Raw genomic sequence first — 13,708 nt, forward strand, 5'->3', positions numbered from 1 at the left:
CAGGTAACGCACGCCGGTTTCGGCCGATGCAGCGCAGCGCGGCACTTCGGACCGCAGGCCTGTGGGGTTTCGCTATGGCTTTGATCTGCTACATCGAACAAACGCCAGCCAGCCCGGAGCCTTGCCATGTCAGACCGCTTTCGCCTCACCCTCGGGCAGTTGAACCCCACGGTCGGCGATCTGCCCGGCAATGCCGCACAGGCGCGCAAGGCATGGGAAGCTGGCCGCGACGCCGGGGCGCAGATGGTCGCCCTACCTGAGATGTTTCTTACCGGTCATGATGCGAAAGCGTTGCTGCGAAAGCCTGCGTTCCAACGCGATGTCTTGACCCATCTGGAGGCGCTCGCCGCCCATTGTGCCGATGGCCCCGCACTGGCGCTTGGCGCACCGTGGGTCGAAGGCACGCAGGTCTATAACGCCTATCTGGTCCTTATCGAGGGAAAGATCGCCCATCGGGTGCTCCAACACAGCCTCGAACGGGGCTCTGACTTTGATGCTGCCCCAATCAGCGGCCCCTTTGCGGTCGCAGGGCTGCGCATCGGCGCGCCTATCGGTGCCGATGGTTGGACAGGCGATGTCGCCGAAACACAGGCCGAGACTGGGGCTGAACTTCTGCTCGTACCCAATGCCGCGGCGCACCAGCGAGGGGCGATGGATCGGCGGCTAAACCATATGGTCGCGCGGGTGATTGAGACGGAACTGCCGCTGATTTACCTCAACATGACCGGTGGGCAGGACGAAAGGGTATACGACGGCGGCTCTTTCGCGCTGAACCCCGGAGGCAAGCTGGCGCTGCATCTGCCTGCCTTCGACGATGCCATCGCCCATATGGATCTGGCGCGTGGGGCTGAGGGCTGGCAGATCGTGGCCGGAGACCTCGCGCCACAACCAGACGCCCTTGAGCGGGACTACCGCGCCATGGTCGTGGGGCTGCGGGACTATGTGACCAAGATGGGGTTCACTCAGGTGCTTATCGAACAAGCCGAGGGAAATGATACCGCCCTGACAGCGGCGCTTGCGCTGGATGCCTTGGGGCCTGAGAATGTCCGTCAGATTGCGCCCCCTGCGAAAGGCGCGGCACATTCCGCACTGCGCGACAGTCTGGCGGAGCTGGGCACACGGGTGAGTGACGATAGCCTTGCCCCCCATCTGCGCGGCCTGATGCTGCGCGTCTCAGCAGATGCCGCGGGAGAGATGTTGCTTACTGCGCAGAACAAATCCGCCGCTGCGGTTGGGCAGGCGGCGATACCGGGTGACTTCAATCCCATTAAAGACCTTTATCAGACTGAGGTTGGTGATCTCTGCCGCTGGCGAAACGATGCCCGCCGGAATTGGATGCTGGGGCCTGGAGATGTGACGCCTGCCCCGGCGAAATATTCTCCAGAAGATAGCGCTTTGGACGGCATCCTGCGTATCCTGCTCGACGAGAATGGCACCGTCGGGGATTGTGTCGCGGCTGGCTATGACCAGCGGACCGCACGAGAGGTAGCGGAACAGATCTCGGTCAGCCAACCTCAAAATCACCGATCCGCTCCCGGCCCGCAACTTACCTCCATGCGCGCTCCTTACCCCACAGCCGCCCGCTGGCGCGATGCCTCATAACTCACAACCTATCACTTGGGTTTCCGACTACTTACACGGGTCGTACGAGCGAGCGCCTCTCCGCCACCTGCAGGCGGAGTGTTGCCTAAACAGTTGAAGTTATGTTAAAAAATCTGCGCACCATACAAATAGCCCGGAACGAACTCGTCCCTCCACAGTTGTCCAGACACGACCAACAACGGCGCCGGATTTCCCGCAGGGCACTCCCCGCCGAACAGAAAGGGTTATGAGATGAATATCGTTAAACTTGGAATGGTATCTGCCATCGCTTTGAGTGCTGCTGCACCTGTCTATGCACAATCGGCCGAGGCCTATGCCGCAACCGATCTTAACATCCGTTCGGGCCCCGGCCCGCAGTTCGACATTGTCGGTGTCATCCCCGGTGGCGAAGCCGCAATGGTCGAAGGCTGCCTTGACGGCCAATCTTGGTGCCAGGTGAAATTCGGCGACGCAATGGGCTGGTCCTCTTCTGATTACCTCGCCGTTGGCGTCGAAGAGCAGGCCGTGGCCTTGACCACCCGCCCTGCAAGTGTCGAAGTCGGCACCGTGACCTACGAAAACCCCGAAGGTACCGCTGAAAATGAGACCGCAGGCGCGACTGCTGGCGCCACACTGGGTGCCCTGACAGCCTATGCCGTTGGCGGCCCGATCGGTGGCATCATTGCCGGTGGCATTATCGGTGGCGCAGCGGGTTCCGCCGCAGCCGAGCCGGAAGAGAAAACCATCACTTATGTCCGCGAGAACCCAGTTGAGACCGTCTACCTTGACGGCGAAGTTGTGGTCGGCGCAGGCATCCCAAAGACCGTAACAACATTCGAAGTGCCGGAATCGGACTACCGTTATGTCAACATTAACGGCGCAACTGTGCTGGTCGACAATGAGACAAACCTGATCGTCGACGTTGTGCGCTAAGCCGCGATAGATTTGACAATGAAAGGCCCGGAGGGTGATCTCCGGGCCTTTTCTTTATCCGAAAACTCGGGCTAGCATAGGGCAGCAACCGCGCGGAGCCACCATGATCGCTGTCATCTTCGAAGTCTTCCCCCACCCCGACCGCCGCGAGGAATACCTCGACATCGCAGCCAAGATGCGCCCGCTTCTGGATGAAATCGACGGCTTCATTTCAGTCGAGCGCTTCCAAAGCCTGACCAACCCTGAAAAGCTGCTGTCGCTCTCCTTCTTTCGCGATGAAGAGGCGGTGCAGAATTGGCGTAAGCTGACCGCGCATCGCGGCGCGCAGGCAGCGGGGCGTGAGGGGATCTTTACCGACTACCACCTCCGCATTGCCCATGTGATCCGTGACTATGGCATGTTCGACCGCGCCGAGGCTCCGCAGGACAGTCAGGATATTCATCCTGTACAGTCTGCACCCAAGGACTAGCTGCGGCCTAAACGATCTCGCCCGCTTCCAACCGCTGCAACCAGTTCCCGGCATCACGCAAGACCGCCTCTCGGCGATCCGCATCCATCCGGTCCCATGTCGCGTATATGTTTCTCATGCGCGCATTCCCCTGAAACCGCTCGCGGTGACGATCCAGGAAGTGCCAGTAGAGCAGGTTAAACGGGCAAGCCTTCCTCCCCGTCTTGGCGCTGACGCTATAGCTGCACCCTTTGCAATAGTCCGACATGCGGTTGATGTAAGCGCCGGACGATACATAGGGTTTTGAAGCAATGACCCCGCCATCGGCGAACTGGCTCATGCCAACGGTATTGGGCGCTTCGACCCATTCATAGGCATCGGCATAGACCTCAAGATACCATTCATGGACCTGATGCGGGTCGATTCCGGCCAGCAGGGCAAAATTGCCCGTCACCATCAGCCGTTGGATGTGATGCGCATAGGCGTATTTGCGGGTCTGAGCGACAGTCTGGCGCACGCAGTTCATTTGCGTTTCAGCACCCCAGTAAAAGGCAGGCAAATCGCGGTCGTGTTGTAGCACGTTGCGCGCGGTATACTCCGGCCCCTCAAGGAAATAGATGCCCCGGACGTATTCCCGCCAGCCGAGGATTTGCCGGATAAACCCTTCGGCGGCGTTGATTGGGACCGCACCTTCCTGCCATGCTTTTTCAGCAGCGCGGCACACCTCCATCGGCCCCAGCAGTCCGAGGTTAAGGTAAGGAGAGATCAGCGCGTGAAAGAGATAGGGCTGATCCTGCATCATCGCGTCTTGGTAATCGCCAAAACGCGGCAGGGCCTGGGCGATGAAATATGCCAAGACCTGCAACGCTTCCTCGCGCGTTGTAGCAAAATCAAACGGTTCCAAATCGCCGAAGTTATCGCCGTAGCGCGTGCCCACAAGGTCCAGCACCGCTTGGGTCTCGGCATCCGGTGCAAAGCTGAGCGGCGCGGGAAACTCTAACCCCTCCTTGGGCGGCTTGCGATTGTCATGGTCAAAATTCCACTTACCGCCCGCGGGATCATCGCCCTCCATCAGCAGTCCGGTTTCGCGGCGCATCTCGCGATAGAAATACTCCATCCGCAGCGCCTTGCGCCCCTCGGCCCAGTCCTCAAACCGTTTGCGGCTGGCGATAAAGCGGTCATCCGGCAAGAGATGCGTCGGGATCGGCGCATCGGTCAGCGTGTTAATCAGGCGCCACTCCCCCGGCTCTGTGACGACCACCTCGCTCGCGCCCGTCTCTTCTGCCCGGCGCAGCAACTCGCCGACGAGTGAGCCCGCGTTCTCAGGATCGTCCAACCGGGTGTAGCGCAGGGCCCAGCCGTCCTCCTCCAACGCACGCGCAAACTTGCGCATGGCCGCAAAGACCAGCGCGATTTTCTTGGGATGATGGCGCACATATTCCGCCTCTTGCGCCACTTCGGCCATGACCACCACATCACGCGCTTTGTTGGCCGCGCGCAGCGACGACAGGTTCAGGGAGAGTTGATCCCCCAAAATCAAAACCAGACGGGTCACCATGCCACCGCCTTTCCGCCCCAGTCGAAGAACCCGCCACTATCCGCAGGGGTCAGCCCGTCTATCACAGTCAGCAGATTGTCCGCAGCTTCTGAGGCCGGAACGGCTGAATGGCGGCCAACATATTTCTTGGTGAAAGCGGTTTCCACAGTGCCGGGATGCAGAGCCACGCAGATGCTCTGCGGATGGCTGCGCCTAAGCTCAATAGCAGCGGTATGCACGATCTGGTTCACCGCCGCCTTGGCGCTGCGGTAGCTGATCCAGCCGCCCAAACGGTTATCCCCGATAGAGCCGACCCGCGCCGACAATACGGCAAAGACTGCACGCTTGTCGCGCGGGAGGAGCTTCTCCGCGTGGCGCAAGACCAATGCGGGGCCGACAGCGTTTAAGGCAAACTGGTTCATCATGGCCTTTTGGGTAACCGCTTTGATCGTTTTCTCTGGAGTTGCGCCGTCGATCTCTAAAGCGCCAGTGGCGACAATCACCGCATCGAACGGGCCGGCAAGCCTCTCCAATCCGGTGCGAACCGAAGCTTCATCCGTCACGTCAAACCCATCAGCCGAGCGCGACAGCGTGGTCACCGCATCGCCCCGCGACCGACCGGCCGCCGCCAGTGCTGCACCGATGCCACCACTTGCACCGATGACAAGCACCCGCGCGCTCATCCCTGTCCCCACTGCGTTTGGTTTTGTGGTCGATGCATTTCCATGACGCCCTCCGCTTCAGAGAAGATAGGCGGCGCTGACGCAGGGGCAAACAAAACCCGCAACACCCCCTTTCCATTTGAAAACGGCTGCGTATAACTACTCCTATGACACAGGCCGTCCATATCCCGACCCTGCCGCGCCGCTGCGCGGGCCTGCTGCGTGCCAACTTGCTGCACCTAATTCGCCTCTGAGCGTGCCCTTCGGCGCGCCCGCTCAGAGGGATGTGTCGCGCGCCAAGGATACCAGCAAAGAAAGAACCCAGGATGACAGATATGACGAAACAGGACCGTGTGCTGATCTTTGACACAACCTTGCGGGATGGCGAACAATCCCCCGGGGCGACGATGACCCACGCTGAGAAGCTGGAGATCGCGCAGCTTTTGGATGAGATGGGCGTCGACATCATCGAAGCAGGCTTCCCCATCGCTTCGGAAGGCGACTTTAACGCGGTGAGCGAGATTGCCCGCCAAAGCCAGAACGCCGTGATCTGCGGCCTTGCCCGCGCCCAATTGGGCGACATCGACCGCTGCTGGGAGGCCGTGAAACATGCCCGTAAGCCGCGCATTCACACCTTCATCGGCACCTCGCCCCTGCACCGCGCTATTCCGAACCTGACCCAAGACGAGATGGCCGACCGCATCCATGAAACCGTGACCCATGCGCGCAATCTGTGTGACAATGTGCAATGGTCGCCAATGGATGCCACACGGACGGAACTTGATTACCTCTACCGCGTCGTCGAGATCGCTATCAAAGCCGGGGCCACCACGATCAACATCCCCGACACCGTGGGCTACACCGCCCCGCGCGAAAGCGCCGATCTGATCACCAAACTGCTCGAAAACGTGCCGGGCGCGGATGAGATCATCTTTGCCACGCACTGCCACAACGATCTGGGTATGGCGACGGCCAACAGCCTTGCCGCTGTCGAGGCCGGTGCACGGCAGGTGGAATGCACCATCAACGGTTTGGGCGAACGCGCAGGCAATACCGCCCTCGAAGAGGTCGTCATGGCGCTGAAGGTGCGCAATGACATCATGCCGTATCAAACGCGTATCGACAGCACCAAGATCATGAACATCTCGCGCCGGGTTGCCGCCGTTTCGGGCTTTGCGGTGCAGTTCAACAAAGCGATCGTCGGCAAAAACGCCTTCGCGCATGAGTCAGGCATCCACCAAGATGGCATGCTCAAGAACGCCGAGACGTTTGAGATCATGCGCCCTGAGGATGTGGGTCTGACCGAGACCAATATCGTCATGGGCAAACACTCGGGCCGCGCGGCGCTGCGGTCCAAGCTGGAAGACCTCGGGTTTGAGTTGGGCGACAACCAGCTCAAGGATGTCTTTGTGCGGTTCAAGGAATTGGCCGACCGCAAAAAGGAAATCTACGAGGACGATCTGATCGCGCTGATGCGCACCGCGACCGACCCCGAGGAAGACCGCATTCGCCTCAAGTCCCTTAAAGTGGTTTGCGGCACCGATGGCCCGCAGACTGCTGACATGGTACTTGAAGTGGACGGTGCTGAGCAGTTCACCAATCAAACGGGCGATGGCCCCGTTGATGCTGCGTTCAATTGCATCAAAGCGCTGGTGCCGCATACCGCGCGCTTGCAGCTGTATCAGGTGCATGCCGTGACCGAAGGCACCGACGCACAAGCAACGGTTTCCGTGCGGATGGAGGAAGAGGGCCGTATCGTGACCGGGCAATCTGCCGATACCGATACCGTGGTGGCGAGCGTGCGGGCCTATATTCACGCGCTGAACCGTCTTTTGGTGCGGCGCGAGAAGGGCGGCACGGACAAGCGTGAGATTAACTACAAAGATGTGAGCTGAACGGCGGGGCGGGGGTAAGACCCCGCCCCTTTTTACGTGTGCAGTATGGAAGTAGGGCATCGCCTGCCCGCGGGGTGGCGAACCAAACCTTAGTTCATACCACTTTATTGATCAGCCATGGCGTACCCTCAAAGTGGCATACCCAGCGTCAACAAATCGCCTCCCCGTCCGGGCGGGCAGGCGATGCCCGGCGCCTGCGGCTTGATTCCGGTCCAGGGTGGCACACTCACCCTCAATAAGGGTTCTTCGCCCCGCGATCTTCGCTCAGCGACGCCTGCCCCCGCTCCACAATCTTGACCACCGCATCCGCCAAATGCTGCCGCTGGATATGATCATCCCCCGCCGCAACGCGCAGCTTATGCGCCTCCAGCATCACCTCAGCATGGCTTGACCCGCGCGGCGGGATGAAAGTGTAGCAGGCCAGTTCAATCAACTGCCCCAGCGGATCCTTAAAATAGATCGAATGCATGAAGCCCCGGTCTTTCACCCCCGAATGCCCGATACCCCGTGCCTCTAACCGCTCGGGGATTTGGTCAAACATCGCGCGGTCCACCTCGAACGCCAAATGATGCACGCAGCCCGGATCCATCGGCGTGCGGTTGTGCACCCGCTTGCGGGTCTCATTGGTAAAGATCGTGATCAGCCGCCCGTCGCCGGGATCAAAATAGAGATGCCCCTCATCCGGGTCATCCAAATTGGGCTGGTCAAAGATGAAAGGCATCCCCAAAACGCCTTCCCAGAAGTCGATCGAGCTTTGCCGATCCGCCCCGGTGAGGGTGATGTGATGCACCCCAAGTGTCTGGATCTTTTGCATGGTATCGTTGACCTCCGCCTTAAATATACCGCTCTATGATAGCGCGGCGGCAATATCGCGCCACCTTTGCGGTCTTGCCCCTTTCGCCCTGCCCCTGTGCGCCCTATAAGAGCCAGTAGCCCGCGCGTGGTCCCATGCAGGCGGGCCTGTCCGAATATTTGCAAGGCTCCGCTACTGTTATGTCCATCCTCGATCAATTCCGCGGCCTGTTCTCCTCCGATATGGCGATCGACCTCGGCACCGCGAACACGCTGGTATACGTCAAGGGCAAGGGCATCGTGTTAAGCGAGCCTTCGGTGGTAGCCTATCACGTTAAAGACGGCGTTAAGAAAGTGCTGGCCGTGGGCGAAGACGCCAAGCTGATGCTGGGCCGGACGCCGGGCAGCATCGAGGCGATCCGCCCGATGCGCGAAGGGGTCATTGCCGACTTCGACACCGCCGAAGAAATGATCAAGCACTTCATCCGCAAGGTGCACAAGCGCTCGACCTTCTCTAAGCCCAAGATCATCGTCTGCGTTCCGCATGGCGCGACCCCAGTGGAAAAACGCGCAATCCGCCAGTCGGTGCTTTCCGCTGGTGCACGCCGCGCCGGGCTGATTGCAGAACCCATCGCAGCCGCCATCGGTGCAGGCATGCCGATTACTGATCCGACGGGCAACATGGTCGTCGACATCGGCGGCGGTACCACAGAAGTCGCGGTGCTTTCTCTGGGTGACATCGTCTATGCACGCTCTGTCCGCGTCGGCGGTGACCGTATGGATGAGGGCATCATCAGCTACCTGCGCCGCCAGCAAAACCTGCTGATCGGGGAGACGACAGCCGAGCGGGTGAAAACCTCTATCGGTACGGCGCGCATGCCCGATGACGGGCGCGGCACCTCGATGCAGATCCGGGGCCGTGACCTGTTGAATGGCGTGCCCAAGGAAATCGAAGTGACCCAAGCGCAGATCGCCGAAGCGCTGGCCGAACCGGTGCAGCAGATTTGCGAAGCCGTCATGACCGCGCTGGAAACCACCCCGCCCGATCTTGCCGCTGACATCGTCGACCGTGGCGTGATGCTGACAGGCGGCGGTGCGCTGCTGGGCGATCTTGATCTGGCGCTGCGTGAGCAGACCGGCCTTGCGATCTCGGTCGCGGATGAGCCGCTCAATTGCGTGGCGCTCGGCACTGGCAAGGCGCTGGAGTACGAGAAACAGCTGCGCCACGCGATCGACTACGACAGTTAACACTGGCAAGTTAGCCAGACCCGGCACGCGGCGACAACGCCCCGCCTGACCGGGCGGGAGTTTCAGCACAGATGCCCAAAGACCGCTCCAGTTCCAGTGATTTCACCGGCCCTTTGCGCCGGTTGTTGCTGGCTGTGCTGGTGCTGGCGCTGACCGGGGTCTTCTTGCTATGGCGCATTGACAGCCCCCGCGTCGAGCGTTTCCGCGCGCAGGTGACCGACCATTTCGTGCCCAACCTCGACTGGGCCATGGCCCCGGTGACCGGCACCATCAACCTGCTGCGCGATTTCCAAAGCTACCAACGCCTCAGCGAACAGAACCGCGAGCTGCGCTCGGAACTGCGCCAGATGCAGGCATGGAAAGAAGCGGCCTTGCAGCTAGAGCAAGAGAACGCTCGACTGCTGGACCTCAACAACGTCCGGCTCGATCCGCGCCTTACCTTCATCACTGGCACGGTGCTGGCCGACAGCGGCTCGCCCTATCGCCAATCGGTGCTCTTGAACGTCGGCGCGCGCGATGGGCTGGTCGAGGGTTGGGCGACGATGGACGGCATCGGGCTGGTGGGGCGCATTGCAGGTGTGGGCAAAAACACGGCGCGCGTGATCCTGCTGACCGACGCTTCCAGCCGCATTCCGGCAACAATCCAACCCTCGGGCCAACGCGCGATGGTCGCAGGCGACAACAGCGCCGCGCCGCCGCTCGATTTCATCGAAAACCGCGAGTTGGTTCGCCCCGGTGACCGTGTCATCAGCTCAGGCGATGGCGGAGTTTTCCCTGCGGGCATCCTTATCGGCCAAGTCGCCGCCGATCCGGGTGGGCGCCTTCGGGTACGCTTGGCAGCGGATTACGAGCGGTTGGAGTTCCTCCGCGTGTTACGCAACCACGGCAATGAAAAAGTACCAGACACCGCGCATGTCATCACTTCGGATGGCCCCTTGGCCGAACCGGCAGCCCCGGTTGGGGTGAACCAATGACCGATCTGTCGCGCAGCCGGTTGTGGGTCATGCGCCTGAGCTTTGTGGCGCTGGCGCTGGTGATCCTGTTTTTCCACCTTCTACCACTTGAGACGACCCCGCGCAGCTGGGCAGGCCCCGATCTGCTGCTGGGCTTCGCCTGCGCGTGGGGGTTGCGGCGGCCGGAATATGTGCCCGCCATTTTCCTGGCGTTGATCTTTTTGCTTTCAGACTTGTTGCTGCAACGCCCTCCCGGACTTTGGGCAGTGCTGGCGCTGCTCGGGGTGGAGAACCTTAAATCCCGAGGGCGGCACCTGCGCGATGCAAGCTTTGCTGCCGAATGGCTTACCGTGTCCGTGATCCTGACCATGGTGATCTTTGCCAACCGCATTCTGCTGAGCTTTGCGCTGGTGCCCACGCCCTCGATGTCGCTGAACCTCACGGAATTGGCACTGACCACGCTCGCTTATCCGCTGATTGTGGCCGTGACCCATGGTATTATGGGGGTGCGCAAGACCGCGCCGGGCGATCTGGATGCGCTTGGTAAACGGGTATGATCGGGGATCGATAAGATGAGACGTAGCCGCGCCGACAACGATGCCAACCACATGCGCCTGACCCGCCGCGCCGCGCTTCTGGGCGGGGCGCAGCTGTTGTTCATGGGCGGTCTGGCCGCGCGGATGCGCTATTTGCAAGTTGATCAAGCCGATCAATTTCGCCTGCTGGCCGAAGAGAACCGGATCAACATCCGGTTGATCCCGCCCTCCCGTGGCGAAATTTTCGACCGCAACGGCGTGCAGCTGGCCGACAACGTGCCCTCTTACCGGATCGTCATGGTGCGCGAAGATGCGGGCGACATCGACGCGGTGATGGAGCGTTTGGCGCAGGTCATTGAGATCGACGAGGAAACCCGCGCGCGCGCCATGGCCGAGATGGCCCGCTCTGCCCCGTTCTTGCCCGTCACCATCGTCGATGACGTCAGTTGGGAGGTCGTGAGCAAGGTCAGCGTCAACGCCCCTGCCCTGCCCGGCGTGACACCCGAAGTGGGTCTAACCCGCGTCTACCCGCGCGGCGCGGATTTTGCGCATGTGGTGGGCCGCGTGGGCCGGGTAAGCCAAGCCGACCTAGATGCCCTAGAAGACCCAGATCAGGTGCTGCGCATTCCCCGTTTCCAAATTGGCAAAATCAACGTTGAGGCCCGCGCCGAAAGCCTGCTGCGCGGCTCTGCTGGCACCAAACACGTCGAGGTGAACGCCACCGGTCGGGTGATGCGCGAACTTGAGCGGCGCGAAGGTCAGGCCGGGGCGGATCTGCAATTGACCGTCGACGCCAATCTGCAACGCTATGTGCAGGCCCGTCTGGGAGACGAAAGCGCCGCCGTGGTCATTATTGACTGCGAGAATGGCGATCTGGCCGCATTGGCCTCTTCGCCCAGTTATGACCCGAACCTCTTTATCGGCGGCATCTCCTCGGCGGATTATAATCCGCTGTTGAATTCCAAATACCGACCCTTGGTGAACAAGCCGGTACAGGGCACCTACCCGCCCGGCTCAACCTTCAAGATGATCGTCGCACTCGCCGCTATCGAAGAGGGCATCGTCGGCCCCGAAGAGACGGTATATTGCCCTGGCCATCTGGAAGTCGCGGGGCGGCGGTTCCACTGCTGGAAACGCGCGGGCCACGGATGGGTTAACCTTCAAGATTCTCTCAAACAATCTTGCGACGTCTATTATTACGACCTCGCCGTGAAGGTGGGCATCGAAAAGATCACCGCCATGTCGAACCGCTTTGGCCTTGGGATCAAACACGAACTGGCACTTTCCTCAGTCGCGGGCGGGCTTGCACCGACCAAACAGTGGAAACGCTCGGCCCGGGGCGAGGATTGGGTTGTCGGCGACACGGTCAACGCCTCTATCGGGCAGGGTTTCACCCTGTCCTCCCCGCTGCAACTGGCAGTGATGAGCGCCCGGATCGCCACCGGGCGGGTGGTGACACCACGGTTGATCAAATCCATCGACGGTGTGGAGCAGCCCAGCGGTGCGGGCGAGCCGATGGGCCTGAACGAGAACAACCTGCGCCAGTTGCGCAAGGCGATGTACGACGTTGTCAACGATCGACGCGGCACCGGCTATCGCAGCCGCATCATTGACGAGACGATGCGCATGGCCGGCAAGACCGGCACCAGTCAGGTCCGTAACATCACCGCTGCCGAGCGCGCGCGTGGGGTGACCAGCAACGCGGATCTGCCGTGGGAACGGCGCGACCATGCGCTTTTTGTGTGTTTTGCCCCTTTCGACAAGCCGAAGTACGCGGCCTGCGTATTGGTGGAACACGGCGGAGGCGGCTCGACCGCGGCGGCACCGATTGCCCGCGATGTGATGTTGCAGGCGATGGCCGGGGGCGAACCGCCGCTGGAAGCCTACCCCAAGTCTGACCGGGGCCGCATTGCCACCCAACAAGAAGAACTGCGTAATACCGCCCCCGAAACCGCCGCCAGCGCGGAGGGGGACGATCAGGCATGAGCTATCTCGAACATACGGTCAAATCAGTCCCCACCGGCCTGCGCAAAATACTGTTTATGAACTGGCCTCTGGCGATCCTGTTGGCCAGTGTCGCGGGCGTTGGTTTTTTGATGCTCTACTCAGTCGCGGGCGGTTCCTTCAATCCTTGGGCTGAGCCGCAGATGAAGCGGTTTGGCATTGGCATGGCAATCATGTTCACCGTGGCGATGGTGCCGATCTGGCTCTGGCGCAACCTCTCGGGCGTGGCCTATGGGGCGACGCTGGTGCTGTTGGTCGCGGTGGAATTATTCGGCTCTGTCGGCATGGGCGCGCAGCGCTGGATCGACATCGGCTTCATGCGGCTGCAACCGTCGGAGTTGATGAAGATCACGCTGGTGGTGTTTCTGGCCGCCTATTACGACTGGCTGCCGGTCAAAAAGGTCTCGCGCCCGTTCTGGGTGCTGTTGCCGATCCTGATCATCGTGGTTCCCACTGCGTTGGTGTTGAAGCAGCCCGATCTGGGCACCTCGATCCTGCTGCTTACGGCGGGGGGCGGGCTGATGTTCCTTGCCGGGGTCCACTGGGCCTATTTTGCTGCCGTCATCGCCGCTGCCATCGGGCTGGTTACTGCGGTTTTCCAATCGCGCGGCACGCCGTGGCAGTTGCTCAAGGATTATCAGTACCGACGCATTGATACTTTCCTTGATCCCAGTCAGGATCCCTTGGGCGCAGGCTATCACATCACGCAATCCAAGATCGCGCTCGGCTCGGGTGGATGGTCGGGGCGCGGCTATATGCAGGGCACCCAGTCGCGGTTGAACTTCTTGCCTGAGAAACACACCGACTTCATCTTCACCACGCTGGCCGAAGAATTCGGCTTTGTTGGCGGCCTGTCGCTCTTGTGCCTCTATGCGCTGATTATCCTGTTCTGTGTGGTGTCGGCAGTGAAGAACAAGGATCGGTTTTCCAGCCTGCTGACTTTGGGTATTGCGCTAAACTTCTTTCTCTTTTTCGCTGTGAACATGTCGATGGTCATGGGGCTGGCCCCGGTGGTGGGTGTGCCGCTGCCAATGGTGAGCTACGGCGGCTCGGCCATGCTGGTGCTGCTTTTGGCCTTCGGCTTTGTTCAATCGGCGCATGTTCATAGACCGAGGTAAT

12 protein-coding genes are annotated in these 13,708 nt (G+C 60.9%); 9 read left to right on the plus strand and 3 right to left on the minus strand.

What is annotated here, in order from left to right:
- The first annotated feature begins 126 nt into the window (after positions 1-126).
- The 3 genes from WNY61_RS13695 to WNY61_RS13705 all read left to right on the plus strand — a co-directional run bounded on the left by WNY61_RS13695 (position 127) and on the right by WNY61_RS13705 (position 2,983).
- On the plus strand, positions 127-1,602 hold the full coding sequence (locus WNY61_RS13695; RefSeq protein WP_342851977.1) for a nitrilase-related carbon-nitrogen hydrolase: 1,476 nt from the start codon (positions 127-129) through the stop codon (positions 1,600-1,602).
- A gap of 231 nt (positions 1,603-1,833) precedes the next feature.
- The gene (locus WNY61_RS13700; protein ID WP_342851978.1) at positions 1,834-2,514 is read left to right on the plus strand and encodes a DUF1236 domain-containing protein; all 681 of its coding nucleotides are present in this window, start codon (positions 1,834-1,836) and stop codon (positions 2,512-2,514) included.
- Positions 2,515-2,617: 103 nt separating this feature from the next.
- Positions 2,618-2,983 carry an antibiotic biosynthesis monooxygenase gene (locus WNY61_RS13705; protein WP_342851979.1) on the plus strand — a complete coding sequence of 122 codons (366 nt, stop codon included), beginning with the start codon at positions 2,618-2,620 and terminating at the stop codon, positions 2,981-2,983.
- A gap of 7 nt (positions 2,984-2,990) precedes the next feature.
- On the opposite strand, the gene WNY61_RS13710 is transcribed toward WNY61_RS13705, so the two are convergent.
- Both WNY61_RS13710 and WNY61_RS13715 read right to left on the minus strand, forming a co-directional pair.
- Positions 2,991-4,520 carry a cryptochrome/photolyase family protein gene (locus WNY61_RS13710; protein WP_342851980.1) on the minus strand — a complete coding sequence of 510 codons (1,530 nt, stop codon included), beginning with the start codon at positions 4,518-4,520 and terminating at the stop codon, positions 2,991-2,993.
- Positions 4,514-5,182 (minus strand): SDR family NAD(P)-dependent oxidoreductase, encoded by a 669-nt coding sequence (locus WNY61_RS13715; RefSeq protein ID WP_342851981.1) that lies wholly within the window; start codon positions 5,180-5,182, stop codon positions 4,514-4,516. The genes WNY61_RS13710 and WNY61_RS13715 overlap by 7 nt, the downstream gene beginning before the upstream one ends.
- 305 nt (positions 5,183-5,487) lie before the next feature.
- On the opposite strand from WNY61_RS13715, the gene WNY61_RS13720 reads away from it, so the two are divergent.
- A complete protein-coding gene (locus tag WNY61_RS13720; RefSeq protein ID WP_342851982.1) occupies positions 5,488-7,056 on the plus strand; it encodes a 2-isopropylmalate synthase in 1,569 nt (522 codons plus the stop codon).
- A 232-nt stretch (positions 7,057-7,288) separates the two neighbouring features.
- On the opposite strand, the gene WNY61_RS13725 is transcribed toward WNY61_RS13720, so the two are convergent.
- Positions 7,289-7,870, minus strand: coding sequence for a VOC family protein (locus WNY61_RS13725; protein ID WP_342851983.1), 582 nt, complete (start codon positions 7,868-7,870; stop codon positions 7,289-7,291).
- A gap of 179 nt (positions 7,871-8,049) precedes the next feature.
- On the opposite strand from WNY61_RS13725, the gene WNY61_RS13730 reads away from it, so the two are divergent.
- The 5 genes from WNY61_RS13730 to rodA all read left to right on the plus strand — a co-directional run bounded on the left by WNY61_RS13730 (position 8,050) and on the right by rodA (position 13,707).
- Positions 8,050-9,096, plus strand: coding sequence for a rod shape-determining protein (locus tag WNY61_RS13730; RefSeq protein WP_040700660.1), 1,047 nt, complete (start codon positions 8,050-8,052; stop codon positions 9,094-9,096).
- 71 nt (positions 9,097-9,167) lie between these two features.
- Positions 9,168-10,070, plus strand: a complete 903-nt coding sequence (gene mreC / locus WNY61_RS13735) for a rod shape-determining protein MreC (RefSeq protein ID WP_342851984.1) — start codon at positions 9,168-9,170, stop codon at positions 10,068-10,070.
- Positions 10,067-10,606 (plus strand): rod shape-determining protein MreD, encoded by a 540-nt coding sequence (locus WNY61_RS13740; protein ID WP_342851985.1) that lies wholly within the window; start codon positions 10,067-10,069, stop codon positions 10,604-10,606. The genes mreC and WNY61_RS13740 overlap by 4 nt, the downstream gene beginning before the upstream one ends.
- A gap of 15 nt (positions 10,607-10,621) precedes the next feature.
- On the plus strand, positions 10,622-12,571 hold the full coding sequence (gene mrdA / locus WNY61_RS13745) for a penicillin-binding protein 2 (RefSeq protein WP_342851986.1): 1,950 nt from the start codon (positions 10,622-10,624) through the stop codon (positions 12,569-12,571).
- Positions 12,568-13,707, plus strand: coding sequence for a rod shape-determining protein RodA (gene rodA, locus WNY61_RS13750; RefSeq protein WP_007117983.1), 1,140 nt, complete (start codon positions 12,568-12,570; stop codon positions 13,705-13,707). Before mrdA ends, rodA begins: the two co-directional genes overlap by 4 nt.
- The last annotated feature ends 1 nt before the right edge of the window (position 13,708 follow it).

The sequence above is a fragment of the Sulfitobacter sp. AS92 genome, from assembly GCF_038900015.1.
Lineage (GTDB): Bacteria > Pseudomonadota > Alphaproteobacteria > Rhodobacterales > Rhodobacteraceae > Sulfitobacter.

Bases quoted from the DNA above. Each gene is read 5' to 3' on its own strand.
- WNY61_RS13700 (WP_342851978.1), top strand. From the start codon at position 1,834: ATGAATATCGTTAAACTTGGAATGGTATCTGCCATCGCTTTGAGTGCT.
- mrdA (WP_342851986.1), top strand. From the start codon at position 10,622: ATGAGACGTAGCCGCGCCGACAACGATGCCAACCACATGCGCCTGACC.
- rodA (WP_007117983.1), top strand. From the start codon at position 12,568: ATGAGCTATCTCGAACATACGGTCAAATCAGTCCCCACCGGCCTGCGC.
- WNY61_RS13695 (WP_342851977.1), top strand. From the start codon at position 127: ATGTCAGACCGCTTTCGCCTCACCCTCGGGCAGTTGAACCCCACGGTC.
- WNY61_RS13725 (WP_342851983.1), bottom strand. From the start codon at position 7,870: ATGCAAAAGATCCAGACACTTGGGGTGCATCACATCACCCTCACCGGG.
- WNY61_RS13715 (WP_342851981.1), bottom strand. From the start codon at position 5,182: ATGAGCGCGCGGGTGCTTGTCATCGGTGCAAGTGGTGGCATCGGTGCA.
- WNY61_RS13740 (WP_342851985.1), top strand. From the start codon at position 10,067: ATGACCGATCTGTCGCGCAGCCGGTTGTGGGTCATGCGCCTGAGCTTT.
- WNY61_RS13720 (WP_342851982.1), top strand. From the start codon at position 5,488: ATGACAGATATGACGAAACAGGACCGTGTGCTGATCTTTGACACAACC.
- WNY61_RS13710 (WP_342851980.1), bottom strand. From the start codon at position 4,520: ATGGTGACCCGTCTGGTTTTGATTTTGGGGGATCAACTCTCCCTGAAC.
- WNY61_RS13730 (WP_040700660.1), top strand. From the start codon at position 8,050: ATGTCCATCCTCGATCAATTCCGCGGCCTGTTCTCCTCCGATATGGCG.
- WNY61_RS13705 (WP_342851979.1), top strand. From the start codon at position 2,618: ATGATCGCTGTCATCTTCGAAGTCTTCCCCCACCCCGACCGCCGCGAG.
- mreC (WP_342851984.1), top strand. From the start codon at position 9,168: ATGCCCAAAGACCGCTCCAGTTCCAGTGATTTCACCGGCCCTTTGCGC.